The sequence below is a fragment of the Cronobacter sp. JZ38 genome (assembly GCF_008932145.1).
Classification (GTDB): Bacteria; Pseudomonadota; Gammaproteobacteria; order Enterobacterales; family Enterobacteriaceae; genus Cronobacter; species Cronobacter muytjensii.
Window position 1 is genome coordinate 2,918,407 of sequence record NZ_CP017662.1, and the last position, 19,427, is coordinate 2,937,833.

The window sequence follows — 19,427 nt, forward strand, 5'->3', positions numbered from 1 at the left end:
CGTCGAAAAGGAATAATAAGCCGTCAGCCTGGGCTGGCGGCTTAATTACACGTTAACTTAATAAAGATTAACGGTAGTCAAAAGTAATATCCGTTGTTCCGTTAGCGGCACCTGCACCAATAGTGGTATCAGTGGATTCGTAATAGGCAATGAGATTCAGATCCATCGTGGCATCGGTAATTTCAAATTTACGCTCAGAGAACTGGTTCATGGGAATAAGCGTACCTTCGTCATCCGTGATGACAATCGCAACCCCCGTCGCACCGCCGTCCGCCACTTTCAGGTAATCTTTATTCACCGGGTCAGCATCGCCTGTGAGATAAATACTGAAATGCGGATTGGCGCCCTCTTCCACAACCGGACAGTTTTTCAGCTTAATATTTACCGGGATCGGCGGCGTTTTCACCCCTACGGTCGCGTTAAATTGCTTTACTGAATATACGCCCATCTCGACATCAAGCACTTTATCGTCATCATCGATTTCACAGGCCTGATCGGTAATTTTACCTGTAAATTTAATGGTTCCATCTGCTGCTAACGCCGAAGCTGCATTTATCGCCAACGCTCCTGCGAGCATCATCAAACAGACATGTTTTCTCATATCTTCTCCATGATTGTTTATCCCAAACTATATATTTAACGAATAAATATCGCTTACAGATTAAAGCCAACGCATCTTAGCCTCAGTTAAATAAACTGACAATTAGCAGTCTGAATTTTTATTTAAATTCACTAACTAAGCAGCAGATTTCTATCGGTTAGCGTTACATCAAATCATTCAATTAATATATACATTGATTTAATATCATCTTAAACATGAACATTTCTGGTGCAAATATATATGCCTTTATATAGATATAATTATCTATCCTTTTGTTATTCTGGAATTTGATGGTTAGCTCTGCCGTTATCAAGCTGGTGATTCATTCATCGTCTTCTATTACGCAGCACATAATGCAGCGCGTGGGAATGTTCCAGATTCAAAAAAAGGCACTTTTTTGTTCCTGTTATGGATCTTACTCACAGGCATTGAACGGTTACTTTTAGGGCACTTTGTATGAAGTTTGTTTAAACGCTCCAGAAAGCGCTAAATTTGCATTGACGGCTATGGGCCTTTCCCCTACATTAGCGCCCGTCCCGCAGCGTCGGGAAGACAATATGGTGAGGTGTCCGAGTGGCTGAAGGAGCACGCCTGGAAAGTGTGTATACGGCAACGTATCGAGGGTTCGAATCCCTCCCTCACCGCCATATTTAAAGAAAGAGCCTGAGCTAACCCTCAGGCTTTTTTGCATTTATATCGCGCCACCCCGGGGAGGGATGAGAAGCCTCGACCCGGGTTCGACCACTGGCGCAGCCAGTGGGACAGTCTGCGAGCCGGGCGAGCTGACTGCCCGAAGGGTGAGGCACACCGGGCCGAATCAATCCCTCCCTCACCGCCATATTCAAAGAAAAAGCCTGAGCTAACTCTCAGGCTTTTTTGCATTTATATCGCGCTATTCCGAACGGCAGGCGCGCACCGCTTCACGGGTTTAGGAAAAATGGATGGAACGCTCTTACGCCCCCGTCTATCGGCGCGCACCGGATGTTTCGACCGGCGCGGCGACGCGCTCCATCGCAATCGGGATGCTCTTGTAGGCGGGGATCCCGCTCTGAGTATCGTGGCTGTCGAGCGGCACCAGCACGTTGGCCTCCGGGTAATACGCGCCGACCGAGCCGGGCGCCATATCGATAACCACTACGGTCAGATTGTGCATCCGCCGCGAGGTCGGGTTGCCATCGGGGTCAAGCGCGGTGATATTCACCTGGTCGCCCACGCGCAGTTCACGTCTCTCCGCTTCATCCGGATTGATAAACAGCACATCGCGCCGCCCCGTCACGCCACGGTAACGGTCGTTCAGGCCGTACAGCGTCGTGTTGTACTGGTCGTGGCTGCGCAGCGTCGTCAACACCAGGTCATGACACTTCAGCGACCGCGGATCCTCATTAATCCCCTGCATCACTTTAAACTGCGCTTTGCCGCTGGGCGTATTCCAGACACGCTCCGAGGCCGCATTACGCAGCCGGAACCCGCCCGGTTTTTTCACCCGCTCGTTGAAATTCGCGAAGGCCGGGAACACCGCCTCGATAGCGTCGCGGATAAAACTGTAATCGCCTATCATTTTATCCCAGTCGACCACCGTATCTGGCAGGGTCGCTTTCGCAAGCCCCGCCACAATAGCGGGCTCCGAGCGCAGATACGGCGACGCCGGTTTCAGCATGCCGCGCGAGGCATGCACCATCGACATCGAATCTTCCACCGTAATGCTCTGCTCGCCCGACGCCTGTACATCCGTCTCGGTGCGGCCAAGCACCGGGAGAATATAGTTATGCTTGCCAAGTAACAGATGCGAACGGTTGAGTTTAGTCGCCATATGCACCACCAAATCGAGATTGCGCATGGCCGGGAAGGTCACCTGCGGGTCGGAAATCGCCTCCGCCAGATTGCCGCCCAGACAGAGCAGCGCTTTGGCCTTGCCGTCGCGCATCGCCTGAATCGCCGCCACCGCGCCGTGTCCATGTTTTTGCGGCGGTTTAAACCCAAAGACACGCTCGATGCCGTCGAGCAGCGACTGAGGCGGGATTTCAGTGATGCCGACCGTGCGATCGCCCTGCACATTCGAGTGGCCGCGCAGCGGACAAATTCCGGCGCCTTTTTTGCCGATGTTGCCGCGCAACAGCAGCAGATTGGCGATCTGCTGCACATTCTGCGTGCCGTACTGGTGCTGAGTGATCCCCATGCCGTAACAGATAATGGTGCGTTCGGCGTTCGCATACAGGCGCGCGATATTCTGGATTTCCTTGCGCTCCATCCCGGAGACTTTGAGGATATGCGCCCAGTCGGTGGCGTCGAGATCCGCTTTCAGCGCGTCAAACCCTTCGGTATGTTCCTGAATAAATGTCTCGTCAAGCACGCCCGGCTCGCCGTTAGCCAGCGCCTCTTCATGCATTGAGAGCAGAATTTTCATCACGCCTTTGAGCATCGCCGCGTCGCCGCCGACCCGCACTTTATAATACGTCGAAGCAAGTTCAGTGGAGCTTAGCGACAGCATCTCGATCGGGCTTTGTGGTGACGTAAAGCGCTCAAGGCCGCGTTCGCGCAGGGGGTTGATTGCCACAATCGTCGCGCCGCGCTTTGACACTTCACGCAGCGTGCCGAGCATGCGCGGATGGTTGGTGCCAGGGTTATGGCCGATGCACAACACCAAATCGCAGTGGTCGAAATCCTCCAGTTCTACCGTCCCTTTACCGACGCCGATGGACTCCGGCAGGCCGACGCTCGTGGGTTCATGGCACATGTTAGAGCAGTCCGGGAAGTTGTTGGTGCCATATTCGCGCGCGAAAAGCTGCCACAGGAACGCAGCCTCATTGGAAGCGCGGCCCGAGGTGTAAAACTCCACGCTGTCCGGATCGTCATAGCTGCGCAGGCGCTCGCCAATCTCCCGAAATGCGGTCTCCCATTCGATGGGCTGGTAGGTGTCGCTTGCCGGATCGTATTTCATCGGGTGCGTCAGGCGCCCTTCGCCTTCAAGTTCAAAGGCGCTACGCTCCCAGAGTTCGCTGACAGGATGCGCCGCGAAGAATTCCGGCGTGGTGCGTTTACTGGTCGCTTCCCAGGAAACCGCCTTCGCGCCGTTTTCGCAGAATTCGAATGACGACGCATGCTGCGGATCGGGCCAGGCGCAGCCGGGGCAGTCGAATCCTTGCGGCTGATTAACTTTGAACAGGGCAATCACGTCCTGCTTCACCGACATCTGGCCGCGGATGGCGTCAGCAACGGCTTTTAATGCCCCCCAACCACCCGCCGATCCGCCATAGGGCGCGATGCCGATAGTACGATTTCGCTCTTTCATAGTGCTCCACATTTTCTGTCTCATTGTTGTGTATTAAGCCTGGTACAGAAATCGGGATAAGCGAAGCAGGCGTGGCGTTATCCGCCCGCGCGGCGGGCTGTCCAGGGCGGACCAGCGGGCAAAAACGTCATTTCGTTTAACCCTTAACCGAACGAATAAGAAAGAAAAAAATCTGCTTGACCGTTTTCATGCAGATCCCTATAGTAGCGCCCCGTTGCCCCGCTACGCGAGGCAGCAAGACAATATGGTGAGGTGTCCGAGTGGCTGAAGGAGCACGCCTGGAAAGTGTGTATACGGCAACGTATCGAGGGTTCGAATCCCTCCCTCACCGCCATATTCAAAGAAAGAGCCTGAGCTAACACTCAGGCTTTTTTGCATTTATATCTCGCCTGCCCAGGGAGGGATGAGAAGCCTCGACCCGGGTTCGACAGGCGGTTTACCGCCTGGACGGCAGGGCCGCTTGCGGACATGCCGCCCGAAGGGTGAGGCCCGGCGGGCCGAATCAATCCCTCCCTCACCGCCATATTCAAAGAAAGAGCCTGTACGCAAGTACGGGCTTTTTTGCATTTATATCTCGCCTGCCCGGGGAGGGATGAGAAGCCTCGACCAGGGTTCGACCACTGGCGCAGCCAGTGGGACAGTCTGCGAGCCAGGCGAGCTGACTGCCCGAAGGGTGAGGCCCGGCGGGCCGAATCAATCCCTCCCTCACCGCCATATTTAAAGAAAGAGCCTGTACGCAAGTACGGGCTTTTTTGCATTTATATCTCGCCACCCCGGGGAGGGATGAGAAGCCTCGACCCGGGTTCGACCACTGGCGCAGCCAGTGGGACAGTCTGCGAGCCAGGCGAGCCGACTGCCCGAAGGGTGAGGCCCCGCGGGCCGAATCAATCCCTCCCTCACCGCCATATTCAAAGAAAGAGCCTGTACGCAAGTACAGGCTCTTTTGCATTTATATCGCGCCTGCCCGGATGGCAGGCGGCCCTGCGCTTACCTGTCTGATGCCAAACCCGGCGAAACGCTTTTATTGCAGAAACTCGGCCTTATGGGCTTCAAAATCTTTCAGACACGCGTCCATAAAACCGCGCGTGACCTCAGTCACTTTCTGGTAATGGTTTGCCTGCCACTGAGCCAGCGGCGCTTTTACTGCCTCTGGATAACACGACACCGAGGCGGACGCTTCTTTACCTTTTTCAAGCGCCGTTTTTGTGCGTCTGATTGCTGTCTGATAGTGAAGCTCGTAGCTGTCGCCTCCGGAGAGGTTTTCATAAACCAGCATCCAGGTATAAGGACGAATCTCTATCGGGTTTTTAATCTCTCCGGCAGGTAATTTCGCCATATCTTTCTCAAGCGATTTTTTCATAGCATCAGAAAAATAGGTCAGCGTTGGGTTAGGCATCATAGTTATCGGCGTACCCACCAGCTGATCTTTCGTAAATCCTGATTCCTGAGCGCCACCCGCCGCCAGGCCAACAATAAACTGCAGGGTTTTTAGCGCCACCACTTTGCTGGTGTCGCCGCGCGTGATGTAGCGCAGCGACGTATCGGTTGGCTGATGGGTATCGGTTCTGAGCTGCTCGTAGCTTTGAATCGACAATAACGCGCCGCCCTCGCCTTTAACGGTGCTGGTGTTGACCACCTTCTCAACAGGCGGCGGCGGCGTATTACTGCATCCGCCTAAGGCCAGCGAACAAAACGCAAAGGGAAGCGCGAAAGAAGATTTCATAACGATATCCTTACCAAAACGTAATTAATTACGGCCATTTTCTATGGCGCGGTGCGTAAGGGTTATCGACCAGAGAATAAAAAAGGTAAGGATGCAGGCAGGCAAATAGCAGGGTCTTGACAAATAAAAACCGGCGCCGTTCCAGACGCCGGTTTTTTGTTATCGGTTACGTTAATCGTAAGCGTTAAGCGTTCGCTGGCAGAGCGCGGAGCGCACGCAGTCGGCTTTACCGAACCGCACGATGCCAATCATCTCATCTTCCTCAAAACGCGCCAGCGCGTCGCTCAGGCCGGACTGCACGCCCGCCGGCAAATCGCACTGGGTGATATCGCCATTGACGATAACGGTCACGTTCTCCCCGAGGCGGGTCAAAAACATTTTCATTTGCGCGGCAGTCACGTTCTGGGCCTCGTCCAGAATCACAACGGCGTTTTCAAAAGTACGTCCACGCATATAGGCGAACGGCGCAATCTCGACTTTGCCTATCTCCGGGCGCAGGCAATATTGCATGAAGGAGGCGCCGAGGCGGCGCACCAGCACGTCATAGACCGGGCGGAAATAGGGAGCGAATTTCTCGGAAATATCGCCGGGCAGGAAGCCGAGATCTTCATCGGCCTGCAGCACCGGACGGGTGACAATTATCCTGTCGACATCCTTGTGAATCAGGGCCTCAGCCGCTTTCGCGGCGCTGATAAACGTTTTGCCGCATCCGGCTTCGCCGGTGGCGAATATCAGCTGCTTGTTCTCAATAGCCTCAAGATAATGCGCCTGAGCGTCGGTACGAGCGGCAATCGGCGACAGATCGCGGCTATCCCGCGCCATGCCGATTGCTTCTACGCCACTCATTTGCACAAGCGTGGTGACCGATTCCTCTTCACGCTGCCGGTGGCTGCGTGAGTCTCGTCTGAGAACGCGTCTTGCTTCACGACGAGCTTTGATCACTGCTTTCTGTCTTCCCATGGATGGCACCTTGTTAAGTTGGTTTACATGAGCCGCATCCTGATGATGGACGCGATTATGCGCACGAACGTTTGAGGTTTGGCTTCCTTGTAAGCCATGAATTGCCGGTCGAAAAGACGCGGTAGTACGGCTACGCGCACCGCTTACCGCATCGTCTGGAACTGTGGAAGAAAGTTGAAACGTGTTTGAGGGGGTGGAGATAACGCTGCCGGAGGAGGCTCCTCCGCGCCGGGTGGTGCGGGTTGTATTCCGTTTAAGTCCACTTCTGGACGCTACCATTCGCGATCTCCATCGTGCTACTGCTGACACCGTCGGGGAACTACCGCTAACGCTTTAAGTACAACAAAAATTATCAACTTTGCAACATAATATTTACTAAAAGATAACTTTTGAGACCCGCCGTACAATGATTCTTTTATGACAGAAAAATATTACAGAAATGTATCAACAGAATAGCTGCCGCGAAAATGCTCTGCCACAGGCGCGCGAAAATTGTTAGCAAATGAAACATAAAAAACCCCGCCTCATGGGGCGGGGTTTATGTCAGGCTTTCAGCAGGCCGTCGGCCAGGAAGCGGGATTTATCCGCTACCCCCGGCAGCGCGAAGAAATAGCCGCCGCCGATAGGCTTCACGTACTCCTCCAGCGCTTCACCGTTAAGCCGCTTTTGCACCGTTAAAAAACCCTTTTCCAGGTCATGCTGATAGCAGACAAACAGCAGGCCCATATCGAGCTGGCCGGAAGGAGTCACGCCCAGCGAATAGCTGTAACCGCGACGCACCATCAGGCTGGACTGGGTCTCTGGCGTGCGTGGATTCGCAAGCCGGATATGGCTGTCGAGCGCAATCACGTTGCCGTCCGGATCCTTGCTGTAGTCCGGCACGTCGTGCTCATGCTGCATGCCGAGCGGCGCGCCGGTCTGCTTGTCACGACCAAAAATCGTCTGCTGCTCTTTAAGCGGCGTCCGGTCCCAGAACTCCACGTGGAACTGGATAATGCGCACAGCCTGATAGCTGCCGCCTGCTGCCCACGCGGGCTCGCCCTGCTCCGCCGTTACCCACACCACGTTATCCATCAGCGGCGCATTGCGGGTATCCGGGTTCGCGGTGCCATCTTTAAAACCGAGCAGGTTAACCGGCGTCTCTTTACCGAGGCTGCGCGCCGCGTGATCGGAGATAAACCCTTCGCGTTTCCAGCGTACGCTCAGCAGATCCGGCGTGTGCTTAATGACGTCGCGCAGCGCATGGATAACCGTATCCTGCGTATTGGCGCAGATTTGCAGCAGCAAATCGCCGTGGCACAGGGCCGCGTCCAGCGAGTCGTTGGGGAAACGCTCCATTTTTTGCAGCTTTTTCGGCATCTGCGGCGCAAGCCCGTAGCGCTCGTCAAACAGCGACCGGCCCAGCGACACCGTGATGGTCAGGTTATCCGGAGCAATGACCGGCCCGAGAATGCCCGAATCCATCGGCGGCAGACGCGGGTTCGGCGTTTGTGGCGCCGGGCCGCCCTCGGTCAGAAATGCAATGCGGTCGGTCAGCAGACGGAACAGCCGTTCCAGGTCGGCTTTATCCGCCGCCAGCACATCAAATGCCACCAGCATCATCGAGGCCTGCTGCGGCGTCAGAATACCCGCCTGATGCGCGCCGTAAAACGGCTGCGTCTGCGAGCGCGCGTCGGGAGAGAGCGTACCGGGCGCGGTTTTCGTCTGCGCGCCATGCGCGACCGGACAACCGCCAGTAACCGCCAGCGCTCCGGTCAGCGCGCCAAGCCCCTTCAGCAGACGGCGGCGCGCCGGTTGCGGCACGCCGTGATTATCATGTTCTTGCATAACGCTTAGTCCAGCCCGAGCACGCCGCGCAATAAGGAGAGATCTTCAGCAAGCGCCGTAATCGGCCCTTTCAGCGCGTTACGGTCGGCATCGGTCAGCTTGTCGTAAGTCTCAAAGCCCTCTTTAGTGCGGTATTTGGCAAGAATGGCATCCACTTTTTTGAAGTTGGCATCCACTTTCGCCAGCAGCGGCGCGTTCTCTTTTTGCAGTTGCGGACGCAGCAGATTCACGATTTTCTGCGCACCGTCGATGTTCGCCTGGAAATCCCACAGGTCGGTATGGCTGTAGCGATCTTCTTCACCGCTGATTTTGCTGGCCGCCACTTCTTCGATCAGGCCCGCCGCGCCGCCCACCACTTTACCCGGCGGGAACGCCAGCTCGCTGATCCGTTTTTGCAAATCCAGCACATCGCTGTTGAGCTTGTCGGCGTACGTCTCCATGCCTTTGACGCTGTTATCGCCGAACAGTGCTTTCTCCAGACGGTGGAAGCCAGTGAATTTCGGGTCCGCCGCTTTCTGTTCGTAATCATCTTCGCGGGCGTCAATGCTGCCGTCGAGATCGGAGAACAGTTCAGCGACAGGTTCGATGCGCTCATAGTGCTGGCGCGTTGGGGCATACAGGGATTTCGCTTTTTCGATATCGCCCGCTTTGACCGCGTCGGTAAAGGCTTTGGTGCCAGAGACCAGCGCGGCGGTTTCCACCGTCACCCAGGCTTTATAGTCGGTCACCGCGCCTTCGAGCGACATCAGGCCGCTGTTCGCCGCGGCTTTCTCGCCGCCTGCCGCGTTGACGATAAGCTTACCTTTCGGGTTGCTCAACAGGCCGCAGGTCATGTCATATTCGCCAGGCTCAAGGTTGGCGGTCATCTTCTGGCTGAAGCCCGGCGCGATGTTTTCACGCTCTTCCACCACCATTACGCCTTTAAGGATTTCCCATTCCAGCGCCTTCTGGCTGTGGTTGAGGATAATGAACTGGGTTTTACCGGCGTTCACCGTGAGCGTCATCGGCTCGCACTGTTTGTCGTTGACGGTGACTTTCACCTGCGGAACCTCGGCCGCCTGCGCGGTAAATGCGGAACTGATAAGTGCCAGCAGCGTCACGGAAAGCGCGCTACGGCGAAGTTGTTTCGTCATGACCCATCCCTCTAAAAGTATGTTGTAACTAAGTCGCGCACGGGCGCGGCAAAAATCAGGCGTTCCCGGAGATCCGCGCGTCGGCGCGCGCTGGCAGCGCATAGAGCGCCAGCGCCGGGATCAGATAGATAAACCATGCCGCCACTTCGCTGACGGTCGGCGCTTCCTGGTAGCCGAAAATCCCTTCCAGCAGCGTGCCGGTGAGCGAGTGCGTCGAGAGCACATTGCTCAAATCAAACGCCACCGCCTGAAAATGGTTCCACAGCCCGGCTTCATGAAAGGCGCGGACAGCGCCCGCCGCAAGCCCGGCGGCGACCAGGAGAATAAACAGGCTGGTCCAGCGGAAAAAAGCACTGAGGTTAAGACGAATGCCGCCCCAGTAAAGCAGGAATCCGAGCACCACAGCGGTGCCAAGCCCCAGCATCGCGCCGAGCGGTGGCCAGATACCGACATCCTGACCAAACGCGGCCAGCAGGAAAAAGACCGACTCCAGCCCTTCGCGCGCCACGGCGAAAAAGACCATCATCACCAGCGCCCAGCCGTGCCCGCCCGGACGCTTGAGCGCGCGATCCACCGCCTGCTCCAGTTCGCCTTTCACGTTGCGCGAGACTTTACGCATCCAGAACACCATCCAGGTGAGGATCACAACCGCAATGGCCGCCACGATCCCCTCGAACAACTCCTGCTCTTTTTGCGGGAACTCGCCGGTGGTTTCATTAATAAAAATACCGAGGCCCAGGCAGAGCGCGGCGGCGAGAAACACGCCGACCCACATCACGCCGAGCCAGTTGCCGCGCTGAGTGCGCTTGAGATAGCTGGCGATAAGGCTGACGATGAGCGCCGCTTCGAGGCCTTCACGCAGCATAATCAGAAAAGGAACGAACATTCGGGCACCTGCAAATGTGAAATCAGGTCAACTGATGCAAAGAAACGTAAACTTGAGTGCAAGTGATTATCATTACCACCAAAAGAAACACAAGCGAAATGTGGGGATAATTATGACGAAGTGTAAAAGTTGCGAAGTTGAGTAGTCACTAGCGTAAACCACTCTGTCAGGCGGGCGCGCTGCCGCGCCGTTCTCGCTGGCGTTTTTGACCAAAAAGACACTGTAAATAGCCATGACCAGAATAGCCCGTCATCGCTTTTTCTTATTCTATTTGCCAGATAACGATGCGGGAAATTATGCTTAGCGCGCTGTTTACCGGCCGGTATTTATGTGGCTAACTATTTTTCTTTCAGACACCTGCGTAACTATGACAACCATTCTGCACTTTATTTTCGCCGTCGTGGCGATACTCGCGCTTGCCTGGCTTGCAAGCTTTGACCGTAAAAGCATTCGCCTGCGTTATATTCTTCAGCTGATAATTATCGAAGCGGCGCTCGCCTGGTTCTTCCTGCATGCGCAGGCGGGGCTGGCGGCGATCCAGTCAATTGCCGGCGCGTTCTCGTCGCTGTTGTACTTTGCCGCTCAGGGTACCGACTTCGTTTTCGGCGGCATGAGCCAGAAGGGCCTCGCCTTTGTGTTTCTCGGCGTGCTCTGCCCTATCGTGTTTATCTCGGCGCTCATCGGCATCCTGCAACACTGGCGTATTCTGCCGATTTTTATCCGCGTTATCGGCACGCTGCTCTCTAAAGTCAACGGTATGGGCAAGCTGGAATCTTTTAACGCGGTGAGTTCACTGATCCTCGGCCAGTCGGAAAACTTTATCGCCTATAAAGGGGTGCTTGGCGATCTCTCCTCGCGCCGCCTCTTTACGATGGCCGCGACGGCGATGTCCACGGTGTCGCTGTCTATTGTCGGCGCGTATATGTCGATGATCGAGGCGAAATACGTGGTGGCAGCCCTGGTGCTTAATCTTTTCAGTACCTTCATTATTCTGTCGGTCATCAACCCGACACGCCCGCAGGACGAGCCGGAGGTGAAGCTTGAAAAGCTACATGAATCCCAGAGCTTTTTTGAGATGCTCGGCGAGTACATTCTGGCGGGCTTTAAGGTAGCGATGATTATTCTCGCAATGCTGATCGGCTTTATCGCCATTATCAGCGCGGTGAATGCGCTGTTTCTGACGCTGTTCGGCCACAGTTTCCAGCAGTTGCTGGGGTATGTTTTTTACCCGCTCGCCTGGCTTATCGGGATCCCGGCTGCGGACGCCCTGACGGCAGGCGGCATTATGGCGACCAAACTGGTGGCGAATGAGTTTGTCGCGATGATTGAGCTGCAAAAAATCGCCGCGACGCTCTCCCCGCGCGGGCTTGGGATCCTGTCGGTATTTCTGGTGTCGTTTGCGAACTTCGCCTCTATCGGCATCGTGGCGGGCGCTATCAAGGGCCTGAATGAGTCGCAGGGCAACGTCGTATCGCGCTTTGGCCTGCGTCTGGTCTACGGCGCGACGCTGGTGAGTTTACTGTCGGCGAGTTTTGCGGGATTGGTGCTGTGAATGAATGCCGGGTGGCGTTCCGTTTACCCGGCCAGAAATAGCGGTGTAAAGATAAGGCGGGGCTTCCCCGCCTTTTTTCAGAACTGCGCGCACACGGTTTCATCGACCCGCATCACCGACTCCTGCGCGAAACGCGATTTATAAATCCCGCGCAGGGCTTCAATCCCCTTCTCGCTCGCGCTGTCGCTGGCGTGGATAAGCATCAGCGCCTTGCTCGGCTCGCGCGCCACCTTGCCGTCGTTGCCAAGCCACTGTCCACGCGCGTCAAAGACGGTCAGCCCGTCGCGAAAACGCGGCGTCACGTCATTATCCACAAAGCGCTGCCACTCCTGTTCAGTGATAGCCGCCCCGGCTGGCCGGTTCAGCCCGAAATAGAGCGTGGTCTGCGTCATGCGGTTTTGCGCAGCGCACGCCGGGGTTTGCGCCTGCTCAGCCGCGTGCGGGGCGCAGCCTGCAAGCGTCGCCGCCAGCGCTATCGACATCATTACCTTGCGAATCGCCATCATCCTGTCCTTTTTTGTTATGGGTAAACGCGAAGATAACAGCGTAAATCGCAGCGTCTGGCAAGCTACAGGATTGATGAGAAAGAAAAAACCCGCCAGGCGGCGGGTTTTATAAGACGCTTAGTTAGCGCGAAGCTTTGACGGCGCAGGGGTGTGATACTCCTCGTCCGCTTTTTCAAAGCGCGCCTGCATGGAGGCCGATGGCGCTTTGCCCATCAGGCTCACCACCACGATGCCGAGGCTTGCGAAGATAAAGCCCGGAATGATTTCGTAAAGGTTAAACCACGCGAACTGTTTCCAGACAATCACCGTTACCGCGCCGATGATCATGCCCGCCAGCGCGCCGTTGCGCGTCATGCGCGACCACATCACCGACAGCAGCACAACCGGGCCAAACGCCGCGCCAAAGCCCGCCCACGCGTAGCTCACCAGGCCCAGCACGCGGTTTTCCGGGTTCGCCGCCAGCGCGATGGCGACCAGCGCCACCACCAGCACCATCATACGGCCGACCCATACCAGCTCTTTCTGGCTCGCGCCTTTACGCAGGAACGCTTTGTAGAGGTCTTCGGTAATGGCGCTGGAGCAGACCAGTAGCTGACAGCTTAACGTTGACATCACCGCCGCCAGAATAGCGGAGAGCAGAATACCGGCAATCCACGGATTAAACAGGATCTGCGCCAGCTCGATAAACACGCGCTCGCCGTTCTGGTTCACCGCCGCCGCCTGTTCCGGATGGTTATTGAAGTAGGCGATACCGAAGAAGCCCACTGCCACCGCGCCCGCGAGGCAGAGGATCATCCAGGTCATGGAGATGCGACGCGCGTGAACGATGGTGTGGTGAGAGTCCGCCGCCATAAAGCGCGCCAGAATATGCGGCTGGCCGAAATAGCCCAGCCCCCAGCCCATCAGCGAAATAATCGCGACCAGGTTCAGCCCCTTGAGCATATCGATATTCTCGATGCTCTTTTGCTTAATCACCGCCAGCGAATCGTCCAGGCCGCCGACCGCGAAAATCACGATAACCGGTGTGAGGATCAGCGCGAAAATCATCAGGCTCGCCTGAACGGTGTCGGTCCAGCTTACCGCCAGGAACCCGCCGATAAAGGTGTAGAGGATGGTCGCCGCAGCCCCTGCCCAGAGCGCGGTTTCATAGCTCATGCCAAAGGTGCTTTCAAACAGGCGCGCGCCCGCTACGATGCCGGATGCGCAGTAGATAGTGAAGAACAGCAGAATCACCAGCGCCGAGATAATGCGCAGCAGGCGGCTCTTATCTTCAAAACGTCCGGTGAAATAATCCGGTAACGTCAGCGCGTTATTGTTGTGCTCGGTGTGAACGCGCAGGCGCCCCGCCACCAACTTCCAGTTAATCCAGGCCCCGAGCGTCAGCCCGATGGCAATCCAGCTTTCGGAGATCCCGGAGAGAAACACCGCGCCCGGCAGGCCCATCAGCAGCCAGCCCGACATATCCGACGCGCCGGCAGAGAGCGCGGTTACGACGCTGCCCAGGCTGCGTCCGCCAAGAATGTAGTCATCAAAGTTTTTGGTGGAGCGCCACGCAATAAACCCAATCAGTATCATCCCCAAAATATAAACAATGAAAGTCACCAGCATCGGTGTACTCGTCGTCATTTCACTTCTCCGCGTTATTACCGGGTCGCCCCGTTTATCACCGCCGGAACGCAGCGGTGGCGTTATTGTCGTATCGTGTGGCGGCAGTATCCTGCCGGAAGCGTTTTTTATTCACAATCGATTTAACACATCATTCACATGTTTTGCATCTGTGAAACCTGTACATTTTTTGAGAGGTTGCACTCGCTCACGCTTTTGCAGGTTGCACCGGATAAAAATGTTAACCAGGCCCGAATTCTGAGCTTATAACCGCCCTTTCTCCCACGCGTCATAGCGATTTCATATTTAACATTTCATTCATTTTTAAGCTTGCTGGCGAGGTCACATTTAACAAGGTTGCACAAAGTTGCAACATGATAGATATTGCCGAACATCACCGTTCTTATATTGACGCGACACACAGGAGTAAGGGCATGGGCACCACCACGATGGGGGTCAAGCTGGACGACGCCACCCGCGAGCGTATTAAAGCCGCCGCGACCAAAATTGACCGCACGCCGCACTGGCTGATTAAGCAGGCCATCTTTAATTATCTTGAGCAGCTGGAAAACAGCGACGGCCTGCCGGAACTGCCCGCGCTGCTGGCCGGCGCCACCAATGAGAGCGACGAAGCCGCCGCGCCGCCGGAAGAGAGCCACCAGCCGTTTCTTGAGTTCGCCGAGCAGATCCAGCCGCAGTCGGTGAGCCGCGCGGCCATTACCGCCGCCTGGCGTCGCGCGGAAACCGACGCGGTGCCGATGCTGCTGGAGCAGGCCCGCCTGCCGCAGCCGGTCGCGGAGAAAACCCATCAGCTCGCCTGGAGCCTCGCCGAGAAGCTGCGTAATCAGAAAACCGCTTCCGGTCGCGCCGGTATGGTGCAGAGCCTGTTGCAGGAGTTTTCGCTCTCCTCCCAGGAAGGCGTGGCGCTGATGTGCCTTGCCGAGGCGCTGTTGCGTATTCCGGATAAAGCCACCCGCGACGCGCTGATCCGCGACAAAATCAGCAACGGCAACTGGCAGTCTCACATTGGCCGCAGCCCGTCGCTGTTCGTCAACGCCGCCACCTGGGGCCTGCTGTTTACGGGCCGTCTGGTCTCGACCCATAACGAAGCCAGCCTGTCGCGCTCGCTCAACCGCATCATCGGCAAGAGCGGCGAGCCGCTGATCCGTAAAGGCGTGGATATGGCGATGCGCCTGATGGGCGAACAGTTTGTCACCGGCGAAACCATCGCCGAGGCGCTGGCCAACGCCCGTAAGCTCGAAGAAAAAGGCTTCCGGTATTCCTACGACATGCTGGGCGAGGCGGCGCTCACCGCCGCCGACGCGCAGGCCTATATGGTCTCTTACCAGCAGGCGATCCACGCCATCGGCAAAGCTTCCAACGGCCGCGGCATCTATGAAGGGCCGGGTATTTCCATCAAGCTCTCCGCCCTGCACCCGCGCTACAGCCGCGCGCAGTATGACCGCGTGATGGAGGAGCTCTACCCGCGCCTCAAATCTCTGACGCTGCTGGCGCGCCAGTATGACATCGGCATTAACATCGACGCTGAAGAAGCTGACCGCCTGGAAATCTCCCTCGATCTGCTGGAAAAACTCTGCTTCGAGCCGGAGCTTGCGGGCTGGAACGGCATCGGCTTTGTCATTCAGGCGTACCAGAAGCGCTGCCCGTTCGTCATCGACTACTTAATCGATCTCGCCACCCGCAGCCGCCGTCGCCTGATGATCCGCCTGGTGAAAGGCGCCTACTGGGACAGCGAAATCAAACGCGCCCAGATGGAAGGCCTGGAAGGCTATCCGGTGTATACCCGCAAGGTCTATACCGATATCTCCTACCTCGCCTGCGCGAAAAAACTGCTGTCGGTGCCGAACCTGATCTATCCGCAGTTCGCGACGCACAACGCCCATACGCTGGCGGCCATTTACAGCCTCGCCGGCCAGAACTACTACCCCGGCCAGTATGAGTTCCAGTGCCTGCACGGCATGGGTGAGCCGCTCTACGAGCAGGTGGTGGGCAAAATCACCGACGGCAAACTCAACCGTCCGTGCCGTATTTACGCCCCGGTCGGCACCCACGAGACGCTGCTGGCCTACCTGGTACGCCGCCTGCTGGAAAACGGCGCTAACACCTCGTTTGTTAACCGCATCGCCGATAACACCCTGTCGCTGGACGATCTGGTGGCCGACCCGGTGAGCGCCGTCGAGAAACTGGCCGCGCAGGAAGGCCGCGTCGGTCTGCCGCACCCGAAAATTCCGCTGCCGCAGGATCTTTACGGCGAAGGCCGCGTGAACTCGGCTGGTCTCGATCTGGCGAATGAACACCGCCTGGCCTCCCTCTCTTCGTCGCTGCTCAACAGCGCCCTGCAAAAATGGCGCGCGCTGCCGATGCTGGAAAACGCCGTGGAAGAAGGCGAGCTGTCGCCGGTCGTTAACCCGGCGGAGCCGCGCGATATCGTCGGTTACGCCCGCGACGCCCGCGAAGCGGAAGTGGCGCAGGCGCTGGAAAGCGCGGTTAATAACGCGCCTATCTGGTTTGCCACCCCACCGCAGGAGCGCGCCGCCATCCTTGAGCGCGCCGCAGTATTGATGGAGGCCCAGACCCAGACGCTCATCGGCATTCTGGTGCGTGAAGCCGGTAAAACCTTCGCCAACGCCATCGCCGAGGTGCGCGAGGCGGTCGATTTCCTGCGCTATTACGCAGGCCAGGTGCGTGACGATTTCGACAACGAAACCCACCGCCCGCTCGGCCCGGTGGTCTGTATCAGCCCGTGGAACTTCCCGCTCGCTATCTTTACCGGCCAGGTGGCCGCCGCACTCGCGGCAGGCAACAGCGTGCTGGCGAAACCGGCGGAGCAGACGCCGCTTATCGCCGCGCAGGGCATTCAGCTTCTGCTGGAAGCGGGCGTGCCGCAGGGCGTGGTGCAACTGCTGCCGGGGCGCGGCGAAACCGTGGGCGCACAGCTTACGGGCGATGCGCGCGTGCGCGGCGTGATGTTCACCGGCTCCACCGAAGTGGCGACGCTCCTGCAGCGCAATATCGCCGACCGTCTCGACCCGCAGGGCCGCCCGACGCCGCTGATTGCCGAAACCGGCGGCCTGAACGCCATGATTGTCGACTCCTCCGCGCTTACCGAACAGGTTGTCGTGGATGTCGTCGCCTCGGCCTTTGACAGCGCCGGCCAGCGCTGCTCGGCGCTGCGCGTGCTCTGCCTGCAGGAAGAAATCGCCGATCACACGCTGACCATGCTGAAAGGCGCGATGGCGGAGTGCCGCATGGGCAACCCTGGCCGCCTGACCACCGACATCGGGCCGGTTATTGATGCCGATGCCAAAGCCGGAATTGAGCGCCATATCCAGACGATGCGCGCCAAAGGCCGCAAGGTCTTCCAGGCGGTACGCGACAACAGCGTGGACGCCCGCGAATGGCAGACCGGCACCTTTGTCACGCCGACCCTGATTGAGCTTGAAAGCTTTGATGAAATGAAAAAAGAGGTCTTCGGCCCGGTGCTGCATGTGGTGCGCTACAACCGCAACAACCTGGCGGGGCTGATTGAGCAGATCAACAAAGCGGGCTATGGCCTGACGCTTGGCGTGCATACGCGCATCGATGAGACCATCGCCCAGGTAACCGGCAGCGCGCACGTCGGCAACCTGTATGTGAACCGCAATATGGTCGGCGCCGTGGTCGGCGTGCAGCCGTTCGGCGGCGAAGGGCTTTCCGGCACCGGCCCGAAAGCGGGCGGCCCGCTCTATCTCTACCGCCTGCTGGCGAGCCGTCCGGACGCGGCGGTGCAGACGACGCTTGAGCGCCACGACGCCCGCTACGCCCAGGACGCGCAGGTGAAAACGCTCATCACGCGCCCGCACCAGGCGCTGACCGAGTGGGCGGCGGGCCGCCCGGACCTCAAAGCGCTGTGCGAGCACTATCTCGCCCTGTCGCAAAGCGGCGTGCAGCGCACCCTGCCAGGCCCGACCGGCGAGCGCAATACCTACACCCTGCTGCCGCGCGAGCGCGTGCTCTGCCTTGCGGACAACGAGCAGGATCTGCTGGTGCAGCTCGCCGCCGTCACCAGCGCGGGCAGCCGCGTGCTGTGGGCGGATGAGCCGCTCCAGCGCACGCTTGCCAAACAGCTCCCGGCTGCGGTGAACGCGATTATCGACTTCGCCAAACCGGACGTGCTGTTCAGCCAGTTCTTTGACGCCGTTATCTATCACGGCGACTCGGATCAGCTGCGCGCGCTGTGCGAAAAAGTGGCCGCGCGCGAGGGCGCGATTGTTTCGGTACAGGGCTTCGGGCGCGGGGAAACCAACCTGCTGCTGGAACGCCTGTGGCTGGAGCGCTCGCTCAGCGTCAACACGGCCGCCGCCGGCGGCAACGCCAGCCTGATGACTATCGGCTGACGTTCATCTCATACAAAAGGCGCCCACGGGCGCCTTTTTATTTGGCGGTAACACCGGCCTCACCGCACCCGAATCCCCTCAATGATCATGCGCTGGACGTTCTCCACGGTGCGGTTGAAAAACGCCTCGTCGGCGAGCGTCGCGCCGGTGACCGCCTCCACCTGGGTGGCGAAATCCGCGTAGTGTTGCGTGGTGGCCCAGATCATAAAGATGAGATGGTGCGGGTCGATGGGGGCGAGCTTGCCGCTGGCGACCCAGCCGGTAATGATGGCGGATTTTGTCTCCACCAGCGCTTTTAAATCCCCCTGCAATTCGGCCATCAAAAGCGGCGCGCCCTGGAGCATCTCCAGACAGAACAGCCGCGACGCCTCGGGAAAGTCGCGCGACACCTCAAGCTTTAAGCGAATGTATTCACTAATCGCCGCGAGCGGCTGCAAATCCTCGCGAAACGCGCGCAGCGGCGCCAGCCAGATATCGAGAATATGCTTCAGCACGGCGATATAGAGCGCCTCTTTAGACGGAAAATAGTAAAGCAGATTGGTTTTAGAAACGCCGGAGCGCTCCGCCACCTGCTCAAGGCTGGTGCCGTGAATGCCAAACTGCGAAAACAGCGTTAGCCCGGCGTCCAGTATCGCCTGTTTTTTGGCCGCCACCGCTTTTGAGCGCTTGCCCGTCTCTTTTTGCGCGCCTTGTGCCATGCGCTCTCTCCTTATGTTTTGCTCAAGCATAGCAAAAGCGCGGCGGCGGCTCGACCCGCGGCGCGCCATCTGCACTTTGATTGCGCAACGCTGCCTGTTTTCTGTGCAACGTTTTTGACCGTTTAGTCCGGTTTTTAGCGTCCAAAATTTACACACACAAGCAACACAATGATAACAAAGGCATTTTAAAAACTGGCATTCGCTTTGCAATTCACCCTCTGAGCGCGGCACGGGACGTGCAGGAAGCAAC

General features: G+C 57.6%; 12 protein-coding genes, 2 tRNA genes and 4 other RNA genes. 8 read left to right on the top strand and 10 right to left on the bottom strand.

The window, feature by feature from the left end:
- Positions 1-67 precede the first annotated feature (67 nt).
- Entirely contained in the window at positions 68-601 is a 534-nt protein-coding gene (locus BJP61_RS13930; protein ID WP_038863678.1) for a fimbrial protein, read from the bottom strand.
- A 559-nt stretch (positions 602-1,160) separates the two neighbouring features.
- On the opposite strand from BJP61_RS13930, the gene BJP61_RS13935 reads away from it, so the two are divergent.
- Positions 1,161-1,248 (top strand) — tRNA-Ser (locus BJP61_RS13935).
- Positions 1,249-1,296: 48 nt separating this feature from the next.
- Positions 1,297-1,439, top strand: a non-coding RNA gene (locus BJP61_RS13940) — RtT sRNA.
- Positions 1,440-1,565: 126 nt separating this feature from the next.
- Here the strand turns inward: BJP61_RS13940 and BJP61_RS13945 are convergent.
- A complete protein-coding gene (locus tag BJP61_RS13945) occupies positions 1,566-3,890 on the bottom strand; it encodes an FdhF/YdeP family oxidoreductase (protein ID WP_171998566.1) in 2,325 nt (774 codons plus the stop codon).
- A 246-nt stretch (positions 3,891-4,136) separates the two neighbouring features.
- Between BJP61_RS13945 and BJP61_RS13950 the strand changes: the two genes are divergently transcribed.
- The 4 genes from BJP61_RS13950 (at position 4,137) to BJP61_RS13965 (ending at position 4,795) form a co-directional block, all read left to right on the top strand.
- Positions 4,137-4,224, top strand: a tRNA-Ser gene (locus BJP61_RS13950).
- Between the two features lie 48 nt (positions 4,225-4,272).
- Positions 4,273-4,413: non-coding RNA, RtT sRNA (locus BJP61_RS13955), on the top strand.
- Between the two features lie 48 nt (positions 4,414-4,461).
- Positions 4,462-4,604, top strand: a non-coding RNA gene (locus BJP61_RS13960) — RtT sRNA.
- Between the two features lie 48 nt (positions 4,605-4,652).
- Positions 4,653-4,795: non-coding RNA, RtT sRNA (locus tag BJP61_RS13965), on the top strand.
- Positions 4,796-4,911: 116 nt separating this feature from the next.
- Here the strand turns inward: BJP61_RS13965 and BJP61_RS13970 are convergent.
- From BJP61_RS13970 to efeU, 5 genes are all read right to left on the bottom strand, one after another.
- Entirely contained in the window at positions 4,912-5,613 is a 702-nt protein-coding gene (locus BJP61_RS13970; protein WP_171998567.1) for a hypothetical protein, read from the bottom strand.
- A gap of 171 nt (positions 5,614-5,784) precedes the next feature.
- A complete protein-coding gene (phoH, locus tag BJP61_RS13975) occupies positions 5,785-6,573 on the bottom strand; it encodes a phosphate starvation-inducible protein PhoH (RefSeq protein ID WP_171998568.1) in 789 nt (262 codons plus the stop codon).
- Between the two features lie 543 nt (positions 6,574-7,116).
- Positions 7,117-8,400, bottom strand: coding sequence for an iron uptake transporter deferrochelatase/peroxidase subunit (gene efeB / locus BJP61_RS13980; protein WP_171998569.1), 1,284 nt, complete (start codon positions 8,398-8,400; stop codon positions 7,117-7,119).
- A 5-nt stretch (positions 8,401-8,405) separates the two neighbouring features.
- A complete protein-coding gene (gene efeO, locus BJP61_RS13985) occupies positions 8,406-9,533 on the bottom strand; it encodes an iron uptake system protein EfeO (RefSeq protein ID WP_075193889.1) in 1,128 nt (375 codons plus the stop codon).
- Between the two features lie 55 nt (positions 9,534-9,588).
- A complete protein-coding gene (gene efeU, locus BJP61_RS13990) occupies positions 9,589-10,419 on the bottom strand; it encodes an iron uptake transporter permease EfeU (protein WP_171998570.1) in 831 nt (276 codons plus the stop codon).
- 367 nt (positions 10,420-10,786) lie between these two features.
- On the opposite strand from efeU, the gene BJP61_RS13995 reads away from it, so the two are divergent.
- Entirely contained in the window at positions 10,787-11,971 is a 1,185-nt protein-coding gene (locus tag BJP61_RS13995) for a nucleoside transporter C-terminal domain-containing protein (protein ID WP_075193887.1), read from the top strand.
- Between the two features lie 77 nt (positions 11,972-12,048).
- On the opposite strand, the gene BJP61_RS14000 is transcribed toward BJP61_RS13995, so the two are convergent.
- Complete coding sequence (locus tag BJP61_RS14000) at positions 12,049-12,474, bottom strand: DUF3574 domain-containing protein (protein WP_081642076.1); 426 nt, start codon at positions 12,472-12,474, stop codon at positions 12,049-12,051.
- A 120-nt stretch (positions 12,475-12,594) separates the two neighbouring features.
- A complete protein-coding gene (putP, locus tag BJP61_RS14005) occupies positions 12,595-14,103 on the bottom strand; it encodes a sodium/proline symporter PutP (RefSeq protein ID WP_038863690.1) in 1,509 nt (502 codons plus the stop codon).
- Between the two features lie 413 nt (positions 14,104-14,516).
- On the opposite strand from putP, the gene putA reads away from it, so the two are divergent.
- A complete protein-coding gene (gene putA, locus BJP61_RS14010; protein ID WP_171998571.1) occupies positions 14,517-18,479 on the top strand; it encodes a trifunctional transcriptional regulator/proline dehydrogenase/L-glutamate gamma-semialdehyde dehydrogenase in 3,963 nt (1,320 codons plus the stop codon).
- A gap of 59 nt (positions 18,480-18,538) precedes the next feature.
- Here the strand turns inward: putA and rutR are convergent, their stop codons facing one another.
- On the bottom strand, positions 18,539-19,177 hold the full coding sequence (gene rutR, locus BJP61_RS14015; RefSeq protein WP_075193884.1) for an HTH-type transcriptional regulator RutR: 639 nt from the start codon (positions 19,175-19,177) through the stop codon (positions 18,539-18,541).
- Between the last annotated feature and the right edge of the window lie 250 nt (positions 19,178-19,427).